Genomic DNA, 22863 nt, shown 5'->3' with positions numbered 1-22863 from the left:
CTGGCATGACCCGAACGATAGGGGCTGACATCCGGTGCTCGCCCCGCTGCCAACCCACTATCCTCCATGCCGTGCACGCTGCCAACCCCCCACCATGGTGGCAGGGCATATTGCCTCAACGGCGAAAGCTGCTCCACATCATCGCCAGCGGCACCAGCGCCAGCCCACAGAAGCCGATCAACGACCACTGCGGGATCGAGAGACCCAACCATTGCGCGCTGATCTGGGCGCACTCACCGGAGGCGTTGAGCACCTGGGTGATCACGTCCCATACCGGCAGCACTTCCAGCATGTAGTTGAGGCCCGGGCCACAGGCCGGCACCTGATCCGGCGGCAGTGACTGCAGCCAGATATGGCGACCCGCCAGCACGACCGCGCCAATGCTGCCGGCCAGTGCGCCCAGCGCGTAGATACGCGTGCCGATGCGTCCGGGGCCATGCAAGGCTCCCAGCAGGAAGAAGACGCCGGCCACGGCCACCGCCACGCGCTGGAAGATGCACAGCGAACACGGCGCCAGATCGAAGGCGAACTGCAGCACGAAGGCCACGCCCAGCAAAAAGGCGCACCCCAGCGCTCCCAACAGACACCATTGGCGCCCGCTCCAGCTCGCCAGTTGGGCAATCCCGCCCTTGCGCGCGACTGGCTGCTGCCCCGATTGTTTGTGCGCTTGTGTCATTTGCCGTCCTTGCCGGTGGAACTCCAGTGGAGTCATGGGTGAGAAATGACGCAGCCGCAAGACCATCAAGGCCCTGCGACTGCATTGAGGCTTGCACCGCGTCGTGCCCCGCAGCCGCGCTCAGTCTGGCTGCACAGGCCACATACATCATCGGCGCCTCAAGCCTGAGGCGCCGATGATGAAGCGATAGCCGAATCCGTCACTATCAGCGACTGATATCTATCATGCCGTGTCGCGATGACCTGAACATGAATTGGCGTTGCGTCACGAGATCACGCCGGTTGCGTACCATGGGCGGACGCGAAGTACTCGGCCATGAAGGTGTCGAAATCCTGATGATCACCCTTCTCGATATCGCCCTGCTGCTGCAGCGAGGTCTCGACCAGCTGATCGAGCAGATAGCCGCGCGCACGCTCCGTCGGCTCTGACTTGAACTGCTCGGCCTGACCCTTGGCAAGTGCCAGCACTTCGTCGACGAAGTTGCTGCCGTTGTCGAGCATGCTGGTCAGCAGGCGGCCCGACGGTGTGGTCTGGGCATCGTCGAAGCGCGGCGCGAGCGCTGCCAGCGCATCACGGTGCGCGCTGCCTGTCTTGTCGCCACTGTCGAGCAGGCCCGCGACCTCTCCCAGCTCATCCATGATGTTGGCCGCCAGATCGCGCAGGCGACGCTCTTCACCATTGACGCTCAGGGTCAGTTCCGGATCACGCCCAGCCTCGACCACGCGACGCTTGCTGTTGTCGAGCGTGGCGCATTCCTCGTCGTCGATCCACGGGCTCTCGGTCAGCAGACACCAGATCAGGAAGGTATCGAGGAAGCGGATCTGCGTCTCGTCGATCCCGACCGGCAGGAAGGGGTTGAGATCCAGACAGCGCACTTCGATGTACTCGACACCACGCCCTTCCAGTGCCTGGCTGGGCGTCTCGTTCTGCCGGGTGACACGCTTGGGACGGATGTCGGAGTAGTACTCGTTCTCGATCTGCAGGATGTTGCTGGAGAGCTGCGACCAGCTGCCATCGGCCTGCTTGACGCCCAGCTTCTCGTAATCCTTCCACGGCGTGACGATGGCGTGACGCAGCGTGCCGACGAAGTTGTCCAGCGAGTTGAAACAGATCTTGAGCTGCGCCTGCACCTTGTTCTGATAGCCCAGGTCCGACATGCGCAGGCTGGTGGCGTAGGCCGAGACCAGGCTGCGGTCCGCCTGACGCTTGAGGCGATCATCATTGCCGCCATCAAGGAAGCTCTCATCGATGCCCGGCGAGGCGCCGAACAGATAGAGCAGGATCCAGCTGTGACGACGGAAGTTGCGGATCAGCTCGAAATAGCGACGCGAGCGGAAGTCGCGCGCATCTTCCGCCTCTGCCCCTTCCAGCCCCTGCAGCAGGCTCCAGAAGTCATCCGGCAGCGAGAAGTTGTAATGGATACCGGCAATCGACTGCATGATGCGTCCGTAACGGACATCCAGCCCCTTGCGGTAGATATGCTTCATGGTGCCGCTGTTGGAGGTGCCGTAATCGGCGATCGGCACGCTGTCGTTGCCGTGCAGACGCGGCGGCATGCTGGCCGGCCAGATCAGCTCATCGCCCAGGTTGCGATAGCTGAAACGATGCAGGTCAGCCAGAAACTCCAGCGACTCCTTGGGACGAGTGAACACCGGGGTGATGTACTCGAGCAGAGACTCGGAATAGTCCGTGGTGATGTACGGGTGGGTCAGCTTCGACCCTAGAGAACGCGGATGCGGCGTCTGGCTGATGTCACCGCCAGCGGTAACCCGCAGGCCTTCCTTCTCGATACCACGGCGCAGGCGCCCGAAGAGACCCTGACGGGCCTGGGGCGTGAGTCGCGCAATGGCGGACGCGAGTTGCTCGGACAAGGTATGAACCCTTTCGCATGGGGAGAAGCCCAGCCTCTCCGGTCGAATTGGATGACCATGGCCCGCGTGCTGCACCGGATGCCATGCAAGACGCGAACGGCAGGTACCGTTCGCGTCAGGTCAGTATGCCCACATTATGGGCGCGTAAAAAATGCTTTCAAGGCTTATGATTTCGACTTGCGCGCATTGAGCAATGCTGCTGCCATCGCATTGTTGGCCGGTGCCGCGCCGCCGCTCGCGCCAGAATTGCTGCCGCGACCACCGCGCTCCTGACGGCCACCGCCACCTTGCGAGCGCCCACCGCGACCACCCTCTGCGCCGCGTCGCGCCTCGCCTGCCGCGCCTTTCTCGGCGGGAGTATCGCTCATGCGCATGCTCAGCGCGATGCGCGCGCGCGGGATGTCGACTTCCATCACCTTGACGCTGACGATGTCGCCCGCCTTGACCACCTCGCGCGGGTCGGCAACATACTTTTGCGACAGGGCAGAGATGTGTACCAGGCCGTCCTGATGCACGCCGATGTCCACGAAGGCCCCGAAGTGAGTCACGTTGGTGACGACGCCCTCAAGCTTCATGCCCGGCTCGAGGTCCTTGAGGGTCTCGACACCTTCCTTGAACTCGGCGAAGCGGAATTCGGGGCGCGGGTCACGTCCCGGCTTGTCCAGCTCACGCAGGATGTCGGTCACCGTCGGCAGGCCGAAGTGCTCATCGGTGAATTCCGTCGGCTTCACGGTGCGCAGGAAGGCGCTGTCACCCAGCAGACTCGGCAGATCACGCCCGTGCGCCTTGGCGATACGCTCGACCAGCGGATAGGCCTCCGGGTGGACGGCACTGGCATCCAGCGGATTCTTGCCGGAGGCGATGCGCAGGAAACCGGCACACTGCTCGAAGGTGCGCGGACCCAGCCGGCTGACCTTGAGCAATTCCTGGCGCGAGGCGAAACGGCCATTGGCATCCCTGTGCGCGACGATATTCTCGGCAAGTGTGGTGTTGAGACCGGCGACGCGTGACAGAAGCGCACTTGAGGCCATGTTGAGGTCGACGCCGACACCGTTGACACAATCCTCGACGACGGCCTCCAGACTGCGCCCCAGCTGCACCTGACTGACATCATGCTGGTACTGGCCGACGCCGATGGACTTGGGCTCGATCTTGACCAGCTCGCCCAGCGGGTCCTGCAGGCGGCGGGCGATGGAGACCGCGCCGCGGATGGTCACGTCCAGGTCCGGGAATTCGCGGGCCGCATATTCCGAGGCCGAGTAGATGGACGCGCCGGCCTCGTTGACCATCACCTTCTGCAGGCGACGGCCGGACAGGCGCGTCAGCACGTCGGCGGCCAGCTTGTCGGTCTCGCGCGAGGCGGTGCCGTTGCCGATGGCGATCAGCTCGACGTCATGCCGCTCGACCAGCTTGACCAGCTCGGCCACCGAGGCGTCCCAGCGATTGTGCGGCGCATGCGGATAGATGGTGGCCTGATCGACATACTTGCCGGTGGCATCCACCACCGCGACCTTGACGCCGGTACGCAGCCCCGGGTCCAGCCCCAGCGTGGCCTTGGGCCCCGCCGGCGCCGCCAGCAGCAGGTCCTTCAGGTTGTCGGCGAAGACCTGGATGGCCTCCTGCTCGGCGCGCTCGCGCAGGCGGCCGATCAATTCACTTTCCAGATGGGTATAGAGCTTGACGCGCCAGGTCCAGCGCACCACTTCCTTCAACCAGCGGTCCGCGGCGCGCCCCTGATCCTCGATGGAGAAATGCGCCGCGATGGCGCCTTCCATCGGGTGACGCGGCAGGTCGTCCTCGCCTTCCAGCTTGAGCGCGAGACTCAGCACGCCTTCATTGCGACCACGTAGCATGGCCAGCGCACGGTGCGAGGGGGCCTTGTGCAGCGGCTCGTCATGCTCGAAGTAATCGGAGAACTTGGCGCCCTCCTGCTCCTTGCCCTTCATGACGCGAGCGCTGAGGATGCCGTCGTCCCACAGACGTTGACGCAGGCGACCGACCAGCGCGGCGTCCTCCGCGAAGCGCTCCATCAGAATCTGCTTGGCGCCATCCAGCGCCGCCTTGGTATCGGCAACGTCCTTGTCGGCAGCGACGAAGCCAGCCGCCTGAGCCTCCGGCTCCAGCGTCGGGTCCGCGAGCAGCGCATCGGCCAGAGGCTCAAGCCCCGCTTCACGCGCGATCTGGGCCTTGGTACGGCGCTTCTTGCGATACGGCAGATAGAGATCTTCCAGGCGCTGCTTGCTGTCGGCGGCCAGCACATCCCGCTCAAGCGTGGCGCTCAGCTTGTTCTGCTCGGCGATCGACTCGAGCACGACCTGACGCCGCTCCTCCAGCTCACGCAGATAGCGCAGGCGCTCTTCGAGCTGACGCATCTGGGTGTCATCGAGCCCGCCGGTGGCTTCCTTGCGGTAGCGCGAGATGAACGGCACGGTCGCGCCGCCATCCAGCAGCTCGACGGTGGCGGTGATCTGTTCTTCGCGCACCCCAAGCTCACCGGCCAGCGCCTGTTGGATGCGGCGAGTGGTGGCAGCAGGCGACAGCGTCGGTGCAGGACGGGAAGTGGTAGCGTCAGTTGCAGTAGCGTCCATGAAACGTCAGTCCCTTACAGCAGAATTCATGCGGCAATATACAGACGGCCCGGTCGTGGAATCGACCGGGCCGTCTGTATCACGATGTCGTCACGTTACCACAAAGCGGCAAGATTGCTTTAGCCGCTCACTGCGACAACCGGGGTGCCTCCCAAGCGCCTCACGCGGGCACGAAGCGCAGCGCGACACCGTTGTTGCACCAGCGCAGGCCGGTGGGTTCGGGGCCATCCTCGAAGACATGCCCCTGATGCCCGTCGCAGCGCGCGCAGTGATATTCGGTACGCGGCCAGATGAGCCCGTAGTCGGTCTTGGTCAGAAGGCGCCCTTCGATATGATCGAAGAAGCTGGGCCAGCCGGTGCCGGACTCGAACTTGGTGGCAGAAGAGAACAGCGCCAGATCACAACCGGCACAGCGATACTCGCCGTCGCGATGCTCCTTGTTGAGCTCGCTGGAGCCCGCACGCTCGGTGCCCTCCTCGCGCAGCACGCGATACTGCTCCGGGCTCAGGCGGGCACGCCATTCGTCTTCCTCGAGGGTCAGCGGCGTGATGTCCGCGCCACGCTCGAGCTCAAGCTCCGGACGCGCGGCAGACAGTCTGGGCAGCGCCAGCATCGCTCCCGCCCCCAGCACCAGCCCCATGAATTGGCGACGTTGCATGACGTGTCTCCTTGTAGCAATGAACGGCAATACTGACTTCTACGCGCAGCGGCCTGCGCTGGATGCATCGCCTCAAGAGAAAGCCCCCACGATGCTGCCATCGCGGGGGCTTGGGTCTCATCGGCTGACGCCAGCCATCGGGTCAGATGCGCAGACCACCATCACATTCGATCACTCGCCCGGTGAAGTAGTCATTGTCGAAGATGAAGGCCACGCTGCTGGCGATATCTTCCGGGCGGCCCAGGTCGCGCATCGGGATGCCACTCTTGATCTTGTCGAGCATCTCCGGCTTCATGCCGGCGGTCATCTCGGTGGCGATGAAGCCCGGCGCCACGGCACCGACGCGAATCCTGTAGCGTGCCAGCTCCTTGGCCCAGGTCACGCTCAGTGCCGCGACACCGGACTTGGCGGCGGTGTAGTTGCTCTGCCCCATGTTGCCGGCGCGCGAGATGCTGGAGATATTGACGATCACGCCCGGCTGGCCGGCTTCGATCATCTGGCTGGCCGCTTCACGCGTGCACAGGAAGACACCGGTCAGATTGACATCGATGACCTGCTGCCAGCTGGACAGCGACATGGTCTTCTCCACCACGCCATCACGCGCCTTGATCAGCAGCCCATCGCGGGTGATGCCGGCATTGTTGACCAGACCGCTCACCGGTCCCAATGCGCTCTTGATGGCCGAGAAGGCCGCCGTGACGGAATCCTCTTCCGCGACATTGGTCACGAAACCCTGCGCCTTGATGCCTGCAGCCTCCAGACTCGCGACGGCGTCATCCAGGCCGTCCTGTTCGATGTCCAGCAGCGCCAGTACCGCTCCCTTCTCGCCCAGATAGCGCGCCATGGCCAACCCCAGCCCACGAGCGCCGCCCGTAATCGCGATGACCTTGTCGTCAAGCTTCATGTCCCGTCTCCCAGGTTGTCTGCCGGCAGTGAGGAACGTCTGCCGGATGCGAGGCCCGCATGCCGTACGGGCGTCACGATCGATGTGTCGAGTGTCCCGCACCGCGTCCTTCAGTATTGAGCGTCATCGTGACAGAGAATGCCTCGGGATGACGCCCGCTGCCAGCTCGCGGTGAATTCTCATGATGCAGTGCAACAGATCGCGGCGTGTCCTGCCTCAACGCAGGCGAGATCCGCCAACGCAACGCACCGACGGCGTCAACGCACGCCAGCAACAGCGTGCGCGAAAGCAGAGAATGCTGATGAGTGAGCCTCGGCCCGCCCCCTGCGGACGCTTGGGCTCTGCCTGTCCGACCCTCCCTGGCCGGCTCTCTCTATCTAACTCTCCCTGTCTAACCCCTCTATTGTGCACTGCAACATGCAACATCGTTCAGCATGGCACCGCTACTCCTGCAGCGCCAGCCATCCACGCCGCCGACCATCAGCGGCTCATCAGCAGATCATGGCCCGTTCATGAGCCCGATTCGACTGTTCCCCATCCGGCGGCTGGTTTACCCTTGACGCATTGGCGCAACCTGCCATTTACCTGCTTCGGGAGAGACGATGCCCATACTGTTAGTGATTACCCTGTTCGGGTTATTGGATTTCGTGGTGCTGTTCAGCCTCGGCAGCCAGATCGGCCTGCTGCCGACCCTGGCGCTGGTGCTGATCACCGGCGCCGTCGGCCTGCATCTGATTCGCCGCGAAGGTCGCGCGACACTGGTGCGCGCCCAGGAACGCCTGCAACGTGGCGAGATGCCTTCCGGCGAGCTGATGGAAGGCGCGGCACTCATCTTCGGCGGCGCCCTGTTGATGGCGCCGGGCTTTCTGTCTGATGCCTTCGGCCTGCTGTGCCTGCTCCCCGCCTCACGGGGACTGTTGACGCGCGGCCTGAGCGGCAATGGCACGATCGCGCGCTTCTTCAAGGGCCGCTTCTCTGCTACGGGAACCTCGCGCAGCACCCGCACGGGTGACTGGGAAGCCGACGCCCGTGCTGACAGCGCATCACGCAGCGGTGGCTATCAGCAGCACGCAAGTGAAAACCATGCAGGGCAGCAAGGCAGCAGCCAGCAGACCGGCGAGCCGCTGGAAGGCGATTACATCAGCCGTGACGAGCCGCGCCTCTAGCGCCTTGTCACGCACAAGCACTACGCGCAATCGTCTGCTTGAGAACCATGTTTGAAAGTCATGTTTGAAAGCGATAGGCCCGGCACTGGAACACCAGTCCCGGGCCTTTTTCATTCGCGATATCTCGCCTCACAGGCCCCATCACGCTGCCCTGTCCAGCCTTGGCCTCTACCCCCCCTTCCCTACCCGCCCGCCTGTCACTGGCAGAGTTCGCGCTCTGTGAGCTGCCCGCCCGAACCCTTGCGCCTTGCACAAGACTCACCCTGGCCGCTGATCACCCTCTGGCGTCTTGTACCAATGGACACCGTCTGGAGGCTGCCAGCTATATGCCAACGGTGAATGGCTCGGATACACTCAAGCCGTTGATTCATCTAGCGGAACCTTGCGGAAGAGAGGCTGCAGCCAGGGTGCGTAGCTTTCATGCGACGCACAAGATGCACCGATTTGAAATTTTTTTATGATCGCCTACTTGAAAGCTGTCCCCCCGCCACCATAAAAGCGGTGCAATGGATAACGGCCACGCCCCCAGCGGCGGGGCCCAACACTCGGTAGGCAACCCCATTGAACGCCAGACTCACCGACAAAGAACGGGAGCTGGCGGGATTTACCATCAGGAGAACGTGAGCAATGAACATTCGTCCCTTGCACGATCGCGTCGTGGTTCGTCGCGTGGAAGAAGAACAGAAAACTGCAGGTGGCATCGTTCTGCCCGGCAGCGCCCAGGAAAAGCCGACCCGTGGCGAGATTCTCGCTGCCGGTAACGGTCGCATCCTCGAAAACGGTGAAGTTCGCCCGCTGGACGTGAAAGTCGGCGATACCGTGATCTTCAAGGATGGCTACGGCGTCGAGAAGCAGAAAATCGACGGCGAAGAGGTGCTGATCATGAGCGAGAGCGACATCCTCGCCGTGGTGGAAGGCTGAGTTTCAGCTTTTTCGGGTTCCAACGCTTCGACTTACTGATTAAAGGTAGAGATAAACATGGCTGCAAAAGACGTTCGTTTCTCCGATGATGCACGCAAGCGCATGGCGCGTGGAGTCAATGTCCTGGCCGACGCGGTCAAGACTACCCTCGGTCCGAAAGGCCGTAACGTGGTACTGGAAAAATCCTTCGGCGCTCCGACCGTCACCAAGGACGGCGTTTCCGTCGCCAAGGAAATCGAGCTGAAGGATCGCTTCGAGAACATGGGCGCCCAGATGGTCAAGGAAGTCGCTTCCAAGACTTCTGACGTGGCTGGCGACGGCACCACCACCGCCACCGTGCTGGCTCAGTCCATCGTCAACGAAGGCCTGAAAGGCGTGACCGCGGGCATGAACCCGATGGACCTGAAGCGCGGCATCGACAAGGCCGTCATCGAAGCCGTCAAGGCCGTGCGTGAACTGTCCGTGCCGTGCACCGACACCAAGGCCATCGCCCAGGTCGGCACCATCTCCGCCAATGGCGACTCTCGCATCGGCGAGATCATCGCGGAAGCGATGGAGAAGGTCGGCAAGGAAGGCGTCATCACCGTCGATGAAGGTCGTGGCTTCGAAGACGAGCTGGAAGTGGTCGAAGGCATGCAGTTCGATCGCGGTTACCTGTCTCCGTACTTCGTCACCAACCAGGACACCATGGCGGTCGAACTCGAAGACCCGTACATCCTGCTGGTCGACAAGAAGATCTCCAACATCCGCGAACTGCTGCCGGTGCTGGAAGGCGTTGCCAAGTCCGGCAAGCCGCTGGCGATCATCGCCGAAGACATCGAAGGCGAAGCGCTGGCGACTCTGGTCGTCAACACCATGCGCGGTATCGTCAAGGTCGCTGCCGTCAAGGCACCGGGCTTCGGTGACCGTCGCAAGGCCATGCTGCAGGACATCGCTGTCCTGACCGGTGGCACCGTGATTTCCGAAGAAGTCGGCCTCAACCTCGAACAGGCCAACCTGGACCACCTGGGCACCGCCAAGCGCGTGACCATGTCCAAGGAAAACACCACCATCATCGATGGCGCCGGCAACGAAGGCGATATCGAAGCACGCGTTGCCCAGATCCGCGCTCAGATCGAGGAAACCTCCTCTGATTACGACCGCGAGAAGCTGCAGGAACGTGTCGCCAAGCTGGCCGGCGGCGTTGCCGTCATCCGCGTCGGTGCTGCCACCGAAGTCGAGATGAAAGAGAAGAAGGCTCGCGTCGAAGACGCCCTGCACTCCACTCGTGCAGCCGTCGAAGAAGGCGTCGTGCCTGGCGGTGGTACTGCCCTGGTTCGCGTGCTGGGTCAGCTGGTCGACCTGAAAGGCGACAACGAAGATCAGACTCACGGTATCGCTATCGCACTGCGTGCCATGGAAGCGCCGCTGCGTCAGATCGTCACCAACGCCGGTGAAGAAGCCTCTGTCGTGCTCAACAACGTCAAGGCTGGCGAAGGTAACTACGGTTACAACGCCTCTACCGGCGTCTACGGCGACATGTTCGAGATGGGCGTGCTGGACCCGGCCAAGGTGACCCGTTCTGCACTGCAGTCTGCGGCCTCCATCGGCGGTCTGATGATCACCACCGAATGCATGATCGCTGAAGATCCGGAAGACAAGGCCGCTGCCGGCGGCGACATGGGTGGTATGGGCGGCATGGGTGGCATGGGCGGCATGATGTAAGCCAGCCCCCCCCCACGACTCACCCGTCGTGACCCGAACCGCTCCTGCGCAAGCAGGGGCGGTTTTTTCATGCCTGTCATTCGGCGAGCGCTGCGAGTTCCGTGCGGTGAGCAGCGCGAGACCCATACAGTGAACGCCGCGGCCCTTATACGGTAAGCGCCGCGGCTCTCGGCACCTGACGCCTCCCGCTCACCACGCTACACTAGGCGCCACTTTTTGCCGCGACCCGAGACATTGCGCCTGGTGATGACAGTGCATCGAGGCTGACGATGTATTGAGGCTGAAATGCATACGGTCACGACCGACGACGCCAACCGCTCAGGCCGCGCGCCTCGCTTGCCCAGGACCTTCTCATGACTGATACCCCCGCCGCTTCCCCGACCACTAGCGCCCTCGACAATGTGCGTGTCGTGCTGGTGCAGACCTTCCACCCTGGCAATATCGGCGCCACCGCTCGCGCCATTCTGACCATGGGCATCAAGGACCTGGTGCTGGTCAATCCGCGCTGCTTCCCCGACGAGGAAGCGACACGCATGGCCAGCGGCGCCGCGGAGCTGCTGGAAAACGCGCGCGTGGTCGAGCGCCTGGAAGACGCCGTCAATGACTGCCAGCTGGTCATCGGGGCCAGCGCTCGTCTACGCAGCGTCCCGCTGCCCCACTTCGATGAGCCACGCGAGATGGCGGCGCACGCCATGGATATCGCGCGCGATGGCAAGGTGGCGCTGGTATTCGGCCGCGAGCGCTTCGGACTGACCAACGAGGAGATCGCCTGCTGCACGCATCAGGTATCGATCCCCACCAACCCGGACTACGGCATCCTCAACGTCTCACAGGCCGTCCAGGTGCTGGCGCACGAGTGCCGCAGTGCATGGCGCCTGACGCTCGACAAGCCTCAGGAGGCGCCTGTCGCGCGCCGTGAGGATGATCAGCTGCCGACCCGCGAACAGCTCGGCTACTTCCATGAGCATCTCGGTCGCGCCCTGCAGGGCTCCGGCTTCCTCAACCAACCCCACTCCCAGACCGAAGAGCGGCTGCGCGCCCTGTTCGCGCGTGCCGAGCCGACACGTCGCGAGCTCTCCATCCTGCGTGGCATGCTGTCCAATCTTGAGCGTCAGACGGCAGCGGCGAACGCTGGCACAGGCAGCGAGCAGAGCGATCACGAGGCGCCCTGAGTCGTGCACGGCCGTCCCTTCATGTACTGAGGCTCGGACTGTTGCTACTTGGCACTTGCCACTTCGCAACAGCCTGTCAGCGCAACGTCATCCTTCTGACACGGATCAAGGTGCACTGTAGACCTTCCGCTATGCTTGATAGGCAAGACGTCAGGCACCGCAGAACCCGTCACACAGCCTAGGTATAGAAATACGGGTACAGAAATACCGGTATAGAAATACCGGCATAGAGATACGGCACAGACTCATGCAGTAGCTGCAGCCCAGCAAGGAAGTCACGCGCGAAGGCTGCAGTGTCAGGCAAAGGCTCCTTTGCGACCTTGAGACCTGCCATGCAGGTCGAGAACTGCCGCAAGAGCAGGCAGAGACGCCGCCACGCCAACACACGAAGGGTCATGACAGGCCAGCGTGGCGACGCACCTCGAGACACCCACAAGAAGAGCCGACCCTGATCCAATCCACGACCATGGACTCACGGAGCGCCTTTACATGACTCAGACAGCCGCACGACAGACTCAGACCCCGGACGCGGAACAGCTGGCCAGCGACATCCACCAGCTGGAAGCTCGCCTGCTCAAGACCGACCCGACGCAGGAACCGACGCTCTACCGCAGCCTGTACTGCACGATCTCGCTACGCCAGATGCAACTGCTGGCCAAGGTAAGTCAGCCCGCAGCCTCGCAAGCGCACTGAACGACGCCAGATGAGGTGGTTGGCAGGTGGCGACTGGTAATGACAAGCAACGACCAACAATGACCAGCAGCCACCCGTAACGACCAGGCATGAAAAAACCGCCACCCCGAAGGGTGGCGGTTTTTTTCGTTCCCGCATATGACATGCGCCTCATGCAGGATACCGATTCGGAGACGCCGAGGTGACTACCAGAGGCATGTCACCTCAGCGTGGATCCGGACACCCCACCTCACGAGGAGGTGGAGTGTCTCGGGATCACTCCTGACCCAGCTGCTGCTTGATCAGATCACCGATGGTAGTCGGGCCGTTGCTCTCGACTTCCTGGGTACGCGGCTTGGCAGCATCGCGACGCGGTGCTTCAACCTGGTCCTTGGACTTGACGGACAGGTTGATCAGGCGGCTCTTGCGATCCACACCGACGATCTTGGCTTCGACAGCATCGCCGACGCTCAGGACGTTGCGTGCGTCTTCGACACGGTCAGCGCTGATTTCAGAAGCCTTCAGGATAGCGATGACGTCAGTCGCCAGCTCTACCTGAACTTCCTTGGCATCGATGTCGACAACACGACCGGACACGATAGCGCCCTTGTCGTTGACGGCCAGGTACTCGGAGACCGGATCGCTCTCGAGCTGCTTGACGCCCAGAGAGATGCGCTCACGTTCCGGATCGATGGACAGGATGACCGCTTCAGCTTCTTCGCCCTTCTTGTAACGACGCACGGCTTCTTCGCCAGCTTCGTTCCAGGAAATGTCGGAGAGGTGAACCAGGCCGTCGATGCCGCCTTCCAGACCGATGAAGATACCGAAGTCAGTGATTGACTTGATGGTACCGGAGACACGGTCGCCCTTGTTGTGCTTGCCGCTGAAGTCTTCCCACGGGTTGGTGGTGCACTGCTTGATACCCAGGGAGATACGACGACGCTCTTCGTCGATGTCCAGAATCATCACTTCCACGTCATCGCCGACATTGACGACCTTGGACGGGTGGATGTTCTTGTTGGTCCAATCCATTTCGGACACGTGGACCAGACCTTCGACGCCCTCTTCCAGCTCGGCGAAGCAGCCGTAGTCGGTGAGGTTGGTGACGCGTGCGTTGATCTTGGCGCCTTCCGGGTAGCGAGCCTTGATGTTGACCCACGGATCTTCGCCCAGCTGCTTGAGACCCAGAGACACACGGTTGCGCTCGCGGTCGAACTTCAGCACCTTGACATTGATCTCGTCGCCGACAGCAACGATCTCGGACGGATGCTTGATGCGCTTCCATGCCATGTCGGTGATGTGCAGCAGGCCGTCAACGCCGCCGAGGTCGACGAAGGCGCCGTAGTCGGTCAGGTTCTTGACGATACCCTGAATCTGCTGACCTTCCTGCAGAGTGGCCAGGAGGGCTTCACGCTCAGCGCTGTTCTCGGCTTCGAGGACGGCACGACGAGACACGACAACGTTGTTGCGCTTGGCGTCGAGCTTGATGACCTTGAAGTCCAGTTCCTTGTTCTCGAGGTGGGCGGTGTCGCGCACAGGGCGGACATCGACCAGAGAACCCGGCAGGAAGGCACGGATGGTGTTGATGTCGACGGTAAAGCCACCTTTGACCTTGCCGTTGATCACGCCCTTGACGATCTCGTCTTTCTCGAAGGCGGCTTCCAGCTCTTTCCACGCTTCGGCACGCTTGGCCTTCTCGCGGGACAGGCGGGTCTCACCGAAGCCATCTTCCACGGCTTCCAGTGCAACCATGACTTCGTCGCCGATGCTGATGGACAGCTGGCCACTTTCGTCACGGAACTGTTCAGACGGAATCTGACCTTCAGACTTCAGACCGGCATTGACAGTGATCCAGTCGCCATCGATATCCACGATGGTAGCGGACACGATTGCGCCCGGCTCCATGTTGATGTCCTGGAGTGACTGTTCAAATAAATCAGCAAAGCTCTCGCTCATGGTATTCCTACATGATCAACGTTTGGGGCGGCTTGCACCGCAGTCTCCGTACCACCAGCAAGCACGGGCCATATCTACATATCCCCGGGGGCGTTGACGCTGGTTCGAGATACACCGGCTTTCCGCTTGCCGCCGATGCACCCCATGACACCTTGCCGGGGGGTTGATGACACCTCGGTGTCATCTGGGTTCTGCATCATCACTCGCGAAGCGAGCGAAACCCGCTGCTGCCCGACCCTGAGGCCGTATTGCAACAGCAGGCGATCAATCCGTTTTTCTGACGACTTACAGGCTGAGACTCGAGTCTCAGCGCGCCGCTACCAGGCCGTATTCGACCAGCAGCTGCTGGATGCGTTCGATCACCTGGTCGATGTCGAGATCCGTCGTATCGAGGATCACGCCGTCGTCTGCAGGCTTGAGCGGGGCGACTGCCCGGCCCATGTCACGCGCATCGCGCGCCTGTATTTCTGTCAAAAGGCTCGAAATATTAGCATCGACACCCGCTTCCTGCAACTGGGCATGACGACGACGCGCACGTTCCTCGGCGCTTGCCGTCAGGAAGATCTTGAGCGGCGCACCGGTGAAGACCACCGTGCCCATGTCGCGACCATCGGCCACCAGGCCCGGCGCACGCGCAAAGGCACGCTGGCGCGCCAGCAGTGCAGTCCGTACGCGCGGCTGGGCCGCGATGATGGAGGCATTGTTGCCGACCGACTCGAGACGGATGTCACGGGTGACGTCCTCGCCTTCCAGAATCACACTGGTGGCGTCGCCTTCGGCGTCAAACTGCACATCGAGGTGCTCGGCGATGGTCGCCACGGCGTCCTCGTCTTCCAGCGCCACGCCATGACGCTCGGCGGCCAGTGCCGTCAGGCGATACAGCGCACCGGAATCCAGCAGATGCCAGCCCAGGTTCGCCGCGACCAGACGACTGATGGTGCCCTTGCCTGCCCCGCCGGGGCCATCAAGGGTCAACACCGGCGCGTCGCAGATCTGGCTGTGATGAGGTGTCGCTTCCCCGCTCATGAAGCCTCCTGGCCGGGTGCCACGGCACCGAGGTTCTCGACCTGCATGCCGACTTCAGCGGCCAGCGCCACGAAGTTCGGGAAGGAGGTCGCGACATTGGCGCAGTCGTCGATCAGGATCTCGCCCTGGGCGCGCAGCGCCGCGACACTGAAGGCCATCGCGATGCGGTGATCGCCGTGGCTGTCGACCAGACCGCCACCGTAGGCGCCGCCACGGATATCGATACCGTCCGCGACCACTTCGTGCTCGACGCCGATCTGCGCCAGACCGTCCGCCATCACCTGGATGCGATCGGATTCCTTGACGCGCAGTTCCTCGGCGCCACGCAGACGGGTCATGCCCTCGGCGTTGGCGGCGGCGATGAACAGTGCCGGGAATTCGTCGATGGCCAGCGGCACCTGGTCTTCCGGAATGTCGATGCCCTTGAGCGGCGCATAGCGGATGTGCAGGTCTGCCACCGGCTCGCCGCCGACTTCGCGCTCATTGGAGACGCTCAGGTCGGCCCCCATCGCCTTGAGGATGTTGATCACGCCGATGCGCGTCGGGTTGATGCCGACGTGCTCCAGCACCAGATCGGAGCCCGGCGTGATGGCCGCGGCGACCAGGAAGAAGGTCGCGGAGGAGATGTCGGCCGGCACGTCGATCGGGCAGGCTTCGAGGCTGCCGCCACCGTTCAGCCACGCCTCGGCACCCTGACGCTCGACCTTGTAACCGAAGCCATTGAGCATGCGCTCGGTGTGGTCACGCGTCGGCGCCGGCTCGATGGCACGTGTCTCGCCTTCGGCGTAGAGACCGGCCAGCAGCAGGCACGACTTGACCTGAGCGGACGCCATCGGCATCTCGTAACGGATGCCCTTGAGCGGCTGACCACCGTGGATACGCAGCGGCGGACGGCCGTTGTCTGCGGTATCGATCACCGCGCCCATCTCGCGCAGCGGATTGGCGACGCGGTCCATCGGACGCTTGGTCAGCGAGGCATCACCAGTCAGCTCGGTGTCGAAGGCCTGACCGGCCAGCAGACCGGCGAACAGGCGCATCGCGGTGCCGGAGTTGCCGACATACAGCGGGCCCGGCGGCTGCTTCAGGCCGTTGAGACCCACACCGTGAATGGTGACACGCCCCTGATGCGGGCCTTCGATGACCACACCCATGTCGCGGAAGGCCTGCAGCGTGGCCAGGCTGTCTTCCCCTTCCAGGAAGCCTTCGACTTCGGTCACGCCGGTCGCCAATGCGCCCAGCATGATGGAGCGATGCGACATGGACTTGTCGCCCGGCACACGAATGCGCCCCTGAACCTGCCCACCCGGCAGTGCACGGTACCGCACGTTCTGCTGTTCCATGGTCTGATAACTCGTCTGTTTCAAGAGGGTATTGAAGTAGTGTCGGGCGTGGCTTGCGCGGGTGAATATCCCCAGCATCGCCTCACCATCGCCCGCGGTCACGGCAGCGCGCACCCGCGCTACCCCGGCCTCGAATTCATCCAACGCCTCCAGCACCGCATCGCGGTTGGCCAGATAGACGTCGCGCCACATCACCGGGTCACTGCCCGCGATGCGCGTAAAATCACGGAAACCGCCCGCCGCGTAGCGGAAGATCTCCAACCGCTCATCCTGGCGCGCCAGGCTGTCGACCAGCGAGAACGCCAGCAGGTGCGGCAGGTGGCTGGTGCGCGCCAGCACTTCGTCGTGCCGCGCCACGCTCATGCTCAGAAGCTGGGCACCACATACCGACCACATGGCCGCCACGCGCGCCACGGCCTCGGCATCGCTGTCCGGCTCCGGCGTCAGGATCACCTTGTGATCGCGATAGAGCTCGGGATTGGACGCCGCGACACCGCTCTTCTCGGACCCGGCGATCGGGTGACCGAGCACCAGATTCGGCGGCATGCGACCGAAGACGCCGAGCGCCGCATCGCGGATCGCGCCCTTGGTGCTGCCGACATCGGTGATGACGGCGTCATCATCCAGCAACGGCGCCAGTTCGGCCATCACGCTCTGCATCGCCATCACCGGCACGCACAGCACGATCAGCGAGGCACCCGGCACCAGCGCCGCCAGTTGCGTGCTGCCACCGTCGATCAGCCCCATGCGCTGACCGAGGCAGATCTCGTTGGAGTCACGATCACAGGCGAGAATCTCGCCGCGATGGCCCGCCGCGCGCAATGCCGCGGCCAGCGAGCCACCGATCAAGCCCAGCCCGACCAGCAGGATACGCCGCTCACCGGCCAGGCGCTCCGCTGACGGCAGCGAGGACAACAGGTCTGACGGCTCAGCATGGCGCGTGTGGTCAACCTCGCTCACAGCACACCGACCGGGTAGGACCCGAGCACCTTGACGTCCGCCGCGCACTGGCGCAGCTCTTCCAGCGTCGCCGTGATGAGCGGGTCATCGCGGTGGCCACGGAAGTCGATGAAGAAGACGTAGTTCCAGGCACCGGAGCGTGACGGACGCGTCTCGACGCGGGTCAGGTCGATCTGGTGACGGTGGAACGGCGCCAGCAGGTCGTGCAGTGCCCCCGGCTGGTTGCGCATCGCCACCACGATGGAGGTCTTGTCATCGCCGGACGCCGGCACCGAGCTGTCACCGATGATCAGGAAGCGCGTGGAGTTGTCGGGGCTGTCCTCGATCTTCTCCTCGACCTTCTCCAGCTCATAGAGCTTGGCCGCCATGTCACCGGCAATCGCCGCACTGTGCCACTCGGTGCGCACCTGACGCGCGGCCTCGGCATTCGAGGACACCGCGATGCGCTCGGCGTGCGGGAAGTGGGCATCCAGCCACTTGCGGCACTGGGCCAGCGACTGGGCGTGGGAATAGATGCGTGAGATCTTCTCGCGACGCGTATTCGGGCCCACCAGCAGGTGATGATGAATGCGCAGCACCACTTCGCCGGAGATCTTGAGCTGCGAGCCCATGAACGAATCCAGCGTGTGGTTGATGACGCCCTCGGTGGAATTCTCCACCGGCACCACACCGTACTGCACCGCACCCGCTTCCACCTCGCGGAACACCTCGTCGATGGCGGCCATCGGCTTGGTCACGGCGCTGTCACCGAAGTGCTTGAGCGCGGCCTGCTGGGTGAAGGTGCCTTCCGGGCCGAGATAGGCCAGACGGATCGGCTGTTCCAGCGCCAGACAGGCGGACATGATCTCGCGGAACAGACGCGCCATCTCCTCGCCTTTCAGCGGGCCGGGGTTGTTGGCCATGATGCGACGCAACACCTGGGCTTCGCGCTCCGGACGGTAGAACTGCACCTGGCCATCCTCGCCCACGTCACCGGCCGCCAGCTTGACCTCGGCGACCTGCTGCGCGCAGCCCGCACGCTCGCTGATCAGGTTCAGCAGCTCGTTGTCGATGGCGTCGATGCGCTGACGCAGGTCGTCCAGTGTCACCGCCTTGCCCGCCGCCTGCGGCGCAGGGCTTTCCTTGGAATCCGACATCTCACCTCCTCCCTTAGCCGTGACGGCGCGCGAAGTCGCCCATGAAGTCCACCAGCGCAGTGACGGCAGCTTCCGGCACGGCGTTGTAGAGGCTGGCACGCATGCCACCGACGCTGCGGTGACCGGCCAGATTCAAGAGACCCGCCGCTTCGGACTCGGCGAGGAAGGTCTTGTCGAGACGGTCATCGGCCAGCACGAACGGCACGTTCATGCGTGAGCGGTTCTCGGTGACGATCGGGTTGGAATAGAAGTCGCTGCCATCGATGGCAGCGTAGAGTGCCTGCGCCTTGCGATCATTGATCGCGTTCATGGCGGCGAGGCCACCGACCTCATCCTTGAGCCACTCGAACACCAGCCCGGAGAGATACCAGGCGTAGGTCGGCGGCGTGTTGAACATGGAATTGGCCTCGGCGGCCGTCTTCCAGTTCAGCATGGTCGGGCAGTCCTTGCGGGCGCGATCGAGCAGGTCTTCGCGCACGATGACCAGCGTCAGACCCGCCGGACCGATGTTCTTCTGGGCGCCGGCATAGATGACGCCGAAACGGCTGACATCCAGCGGGCCAGACAGGATGGAAGACGACATGTCACACACCAGCGGCACGCCATCCGCTGCCACCTCGGGGATGTAGTCGAACTCGAGGCCGCCGATGGTCTCGTTGGCGGTGTAGTGCAGATAACCCACATCGCCCGAGAGCTGGATCGCGTTCTGGCGCGGCACGGCGATCAGGCCATTGCTCTCGCTGGAGGCCGCCACGTGGCTGCCCACCGCCAGATGCTCGGCTTCCTTGATCGCCTTCTTGCCCCAGATACCGGTATACAGATAGTTGGCACTGCCACCCGCGCCCAGCAGGTTCAGCGGCACACCCGCAAACTGGGTCGAGGCGCCACCCTGCATGAACAACACGCGATAGTTGGACGGAATCTCGAGCAGTTCGCGCAGGTCCGCCTCGGCCTTCTCGGCGATGGCCACGAATTCGTCGGAGCGATGACTCATCTCCATGACGGACAGTCCGCGGCCCTGATAATCCAGCATCTCGGCGCGGGCGCGCTCCAGGACAGCGGTCGGCAGTGCAGCAGGACCGGCGCAGAAGTTGAACTTGCGTGTCATGTCGTCTTATTTCCCGAAAGTGAAGCGACCGCCCCGAAGGCGGTCGCAATCCAGCGTCTTATTCCGCGTCTGTCGGCGGGGTATCCGTCGACTCGGCGTCATCTCCCGCCTGCACCTGTTCGTCGGTGCTCAGCGCCTCTTCGTCCAGCTCATCCTGCACCACGACGACCTCTTCCGGCTCGTCGACACGCACCGTCGTCACCAGACGCTCCTCTTCCGCGGTGCGGATCAAGGTCACGCCCTGAGTGTTGCGCGAGGTGGTGGACACCTCGGCGACGCGGGTACGTACCAGGGTGCCACGGTCGGTGATCAGCATCAGTTCGTCGTTGTCGCTGACCTGCACCGCGCTGACCAGATCACCGTTGCGCTCGCTGGTCTGCATCGCGATCACGCCCTGGCCACCACGGCCACGCAGCGGGAACTCTTCCAGGCGCGTGCGCTTGCCGAAGCCATTGGCGGACGCGGTCAGGATGTAGCACTGCGGCACCTCACCGCTGGCGACGCTGTCTTCCGACGCGCCCTCGGTGGCCGCCACATCAGCGCTCTCGACGCCTTCCGCCGTCGCGTCCGCGGCGTCATCGACCTCGATCTCATTGTCATCGATCGCGGTGGTGCGCGGAATGATCAGGCTGATGACCTGTGCATCGTCGAGCAGACGCATGCCGCGCACACCACGGGCGGTACGGCCCATCACGCGCACGTTCTGCTCTTCGAAGCGGATCGCCTTCCCGTTGGAGGACACCAGCATGACGTGGTCTGAGCCAGACGTGATGTCGGCACCGATCAGGCGGTCACCTTCCTCGATGTCCAGCGCGATCAGGCCGACACTGCGCGGACGCGAGAACTGGCTCAGCGCGGTGCGCTTGACCGTGCCGTTGGCGGTAGCGAAGAAGATGTAGCTGTCAGCGGCGTAATCGCGCACCGGCAGGATGGTGGTGACCCACTCGCCGTCGTCCAGCGGAATCAGGTTGACCAGCGGCTTGCCGCGCGAGCCACGTGACGCCTGCGGCATCTCGTAGACCTTGAGCCAGTACACCTTGCCCTTGTTGGAGAACAGCAGCACGGTGTCGTGGGTCGAGGCGACCAGCAGGTGCTCGATGACATCCTCGTCCTTCATCGAGGTGGCGGACTTGCCGCGGCCACCACGCTTCTGGGCCTGGTAGTCAGACAGCGGCTGGGTCTTGGCATAGCCACTGCGCGAGACCGTCACCACCATGTCTTCCTCGTTGATGAGGTCTTCGATGGTCAGGTCACGACGGCTGGTCATGATCTCGGTGCGGCGCTCATCGGCGTACTGGGCGCGCACTTCGCGCAGCTCTTCGCGGATGACTTCCATCAGGCGGTCGGCAGAGGACAGGATCTCCATCAGCTCGGCGATGCGCTCGAGGATGGAGGAGTACTCGGCCAGCAGCTTCTCGGTCTCGAGACCGGTCAGGCGATGCAGACGCAGCTCGAGGATGGCCTGAGCCTGGGCCGGCGACAGACGGTAGTGCTTGGCGTCTTCAGACAGCCCCAGACCTTCCGGCAGATCTTCCGGACGGCAGGAAGTGGCACCGGCGCGCTCGAGCATCTCGACCACCTGGCCCGGCTGCCATTCGCGATCGATCAGCTTTTCCTTGGCTTCCGCCGCGCTCGGCGAGCCCTTGATCAGCTCGATCACCTCATCGATGTTCGAGATCGCCACCGCCAGACCTTCAAGAATGTGGCCACGTTCACGCGCCTTCTTGAGCTCGAACAGGGTGCGGCGGGTGACGACTTCACGACGGTGACGCACGAAGGATTCCAGAATCTGCTTGAGATTCAGGATCTTCGGCTGACCTTCGTGCAGTGCGACCATGTTGATGCCGAACACGGTCTCGAGCTGGGTCTGGGAGAAGAGATTGTTGACGACCACTTCACCGGACTCGCCACGCTTGGTCTCGATGACCACGCGCAGACCGTCCTTGTCGGACTCGTCACGCAGCTCGGCGATGCCCTCGATCTTCTTGTCCTTGACCAGTTCGGCGATCTTCTCGATCAGACGCGCCTTGTTCACCTGGTAGGGAAGCTCGGTGATGATGATGTGATCACGGCCGTTCTTGTCGTTGTGCTCGATGGTATGCACGGCACGCACGTAGATACGACCACGACCGGTGCGGTAGGCATCGAGGATGCCGGCACGGCCGTTGATGATACCGGCGGTCGGGAAGTCCGGCCCCGGAATGAATTCCATCAGCTCATCGATGGTCAGATCGCCGTTGTCGATCAGCGCCAGACAGCCGTCGATGACCTCGCCCATGTTGTGGGGCGGGATGTTGGTGGCCATGCCCACGGCGATACCGGAGGAGCCATTGACCAGCAGGTTCGGGGTCTTGGTCGGCAGCACGGCAGGAATGCGCTCGGTGCCGTCATAGTTGTCGACCCAATCGACGGTGTCCTTCTCGAGGTCGGCCAGCAGCTCGTGCGCCAGGCGCGCCATGCGCACCTCGGTGTAACGCATCGCCGCGGCGCTGTCGCCATCGATGGAACCGAAGTTGCCCTGACCATCCACCAGCACATAACGCATGGAGAAGTGCTGGGCCATGCGGACGATGGTGTCGTAGACCGCACTGTCACCGTGCGGGTGGTATTTACCGATCACATCGCCGACGACACGGGCAGATTTCTTGTAGGCCTTGTTCCAGTCATTGTTCAGCTCGTGCATCGCGAACAGTACGCGACGGTGAACCGGTTTGAGGCCATCGCGAACATCCGGCAAGGCACGCCCGATGATGACGCTCATCGCGTAATCGAGATACGACTGCTTGAGCTCGTCCTCGATGTTGACTGGCAGTATCTCTCTGGCGATCTCACCCATGATTCGTCAAATCCTTGAACTCAACTGTTGGCGCCACTGCAGCAACGACGCATGCTCCGTCGGTACTGCAGCGCGGCAGTGGCGTGAAGCAGACACGGGGTGCCAGCTCCGCGGCACCGAAGTGGCGGCATTATATCACTTGCGAGCGCGCCTAGCAGCTCACACGACG

The 22863-nt window shown here is 63.2% G+C and carries 16 protein-coding genes; 5 read left to right on the top strand and 11 right to left on the bottom strand.

Annotation, left to right across the window (positions count from 1 at the left end):
- Positions 1-115: 115 nt before the first annotated feature.
- The 5 genes from QD280_RS14850 to QD280_RS14830 form a co-directional block, all read right to left on the bottom strand.
- A complete protein-coding gene (locus QD280_RS14850; RefSeq protein WP_279839852.1) occupies positions 116-676 on the bottom strand; it encodes a disulfide bond formation protein B in 561 nt (186 codons plus the stop codon).
- A 272-nt stretch (positions 677-948) separates the two neighbouring features.
- Positions 949-2547 carry a glutamate--cysteine ligase gene (gene gshA / locus QD280_RS14845; RefSeq protein WP_082388318.1) on the bottom strand — a complete coding sequence of 533 codons (1599 nt, stop codon included), beginning with the start codon at positions 2545-2547 and terminating at the stop codon, positions 949-951.
- A gap of 164 nt (positions 2548-2711) precedes the next feature.
- Complete coding sequence (locus QD280_RS14840) at positions 2712-5135, bottom strand: Tex family protein (RefSeq protein WP_279839851.1); 2424 nt, start codon at positions 5133-5135, stop codon at positions 2712-2714.
- 160 nt (positions 5136-5295) lie between these two features.
- Complete coding sequence (gene msrB, locus QD280_RS14835; RefSeq protein WP_279839850.1) at positions 5296-5793, bottom strand: peptide-methionine (R)-S-oxide reductase MsrB; 498 nt, start codon at positions 5791-5793, stop codon at positions 5296-5298.
- A gap of 142 nt (positions 5794-5935) precedes the next feature.
- Positions 5936-6697 carry an SDR family oxidoreductase gene (locus tag QD280_RS14830; protein WP_153636394.1) on the bottom strand — a complete coding sequence of 254 codons (762 nt, stop codon included), beginning with the start codon at positions 6695-6697 and terminating at the stop codon, positions 5936-5938.
- Positions 6698-7299: 602 nt separating this feature from the next.
- Here QD280_RS14830 and QD280_RS14825 point away from each other — a divergent pair.
- From QD280_RS14825 to QD280_RS14805, 5 genes are all read left to right on the top strand, one after another.
- On the top strand, positions 7300-7863 hold the full coding sequence (locus QD280_RS14825) for an FxsA family protein (protein WP_192837496.1): 564 nt from the start codon (positions 7300-7302) through the stop codon (positions 7861-7863).
- A gap of 627 nt (positions 7864-8490) precedes the next feature.
- Positions 8491-8784, top strand: a complete 294-nt coding sequence (locus QD280_RS14820; protein WP_043331438.1) for a co-chaperone GroES — start codon at positions 8491-8493, stop codon at positions 8782-8784.
- A 57-nt stretch (positions 8785-8841) separates the two neighbouring features.
- Positions 8842-10488 carry a chaperonin GroEL gene (gene groL / locus QD280_RS14815; RefSeq protein WP_192837495.1) on the top strand — a complete coding sequence of 549 codons (1647 nt, stop codon included), beginning with the start codon at positions 8842-8844 and terminating at the stop codon, positions 10486-10488.
- A 353-nt stretch (positions 10489-10841) separates the two neighbouring features.
- The gene (locus QD280_RS14810) at positions 10842-11660 is read left to right on the top strand and encodes an RNA methyltransferase (RefSeq protein ID WP_192837494.1); all 819 of its coding nucleotides are present in this window, start codon (positions 10842-10844) and stop codon (positions 11658-11660) included.
- A 489-nt stretch (positions 11661-12149) separates the two neighbouring features.
- A complete protein-coding gene (locus tag QD280_RS14805) occupies positions 12150-12353 on the top strand; it encodes a hypothetical protein (protein WP_043331440.1) in 204 nt (67 codons plus the stop codon).
- Positions 12354-12608: 255 nt separating this feature from the next.
- Here QD280_RS14805 and rpsA read toward each other — a convergent pair whose 3' ends face one another.
- The 6 genes from rpsA to gyrA form a co-directional block, all read right to left on the bottom strand.
- Entirely contained in the window at positions 12609-14288 is a 1680-nt protein-coding gene (rpsA, locus tag QD280_RS14800) for a 30S ribosomal protein S1 (protein ID WP_043331442.1), read from the bottom strand.
- 306 nt (positions 14289-14594) lie between these two features.
- On the bottom strand, positions 14595-15314 hold the full coding sequence (cmk, locus tag QD280_RS14795; RefSeq protein ID WP_192837493.1) for a (d)CMP kinase: 720 nt from the start codon (positions 15312-15314) through the stop codon (positions 14595-14597).
- Positions 15311-17542: a bifunctional prephenate dehydrogenase/3-phosphoshikimate 1-carboxyvinyltransferase gene (locus QD280_RS14790; protein ID WP_131433164.1), complete on the bottom strand. Its 2232-nt coding sequence runs from the start codon at positions 17540-17542 to the stop codon at positions 15311-15313. Before QD280_RS14790 ends, cmk begins: the two co-directional genes overlap by 4 nt.
- A gap of 68 nt (positions 17543-17610) precedes the next feature.
- On the bottom strand, positions 17611-18750 hold the full coding sequence (pheA, locus tag QD280_RS14785; protein WP_052384256.1) for a prephenate dehydratase: 1140 nt from the start codon (positions 18748-18750) through the stop codon (positions 17611-17613).
- 13 nt (positions 18751-18763) lie between these two features.
- Positions 18764-19858 (bottom strand): 3-phosphoserine/phosphohydroxythreonine transaminase, encoded by a 1095-nt coding sequence (gene serC, locus QD280_RS14780; protein ID WP_054555590.1) that lies wholly within the window; start codon positions 19856-19858, stop codon positions 18764-18766.
- Between the two features lie 58 nt (positions 19859-19916).
- Positions 19917-22694, bottom strand: coding sequence for a DNA gyrase subunit A (gene gyrA / locus QD280_RS14775; RefSeq protein ID WP_279839849.1), 2778 nt, complete (start codon positions 22692-22694; stop codon positions 19917-19919).
- Positions 22695-22863 lie beyond the last annotated feature (169 nt).

The sequence above is a fragment of the Cobetia sp. 1AS1 genome (assembly GCF_029846435.1).
Lineage (GTDB): Bacteria > Pseudomonadota > Gammaproteobacteria > Pseudomonadales > Halomonadaceae > Cobetia > Cobetia amphilecti.
This window is presented reverse-complemented; position numbering and strand designations above follow the sequence as displayed.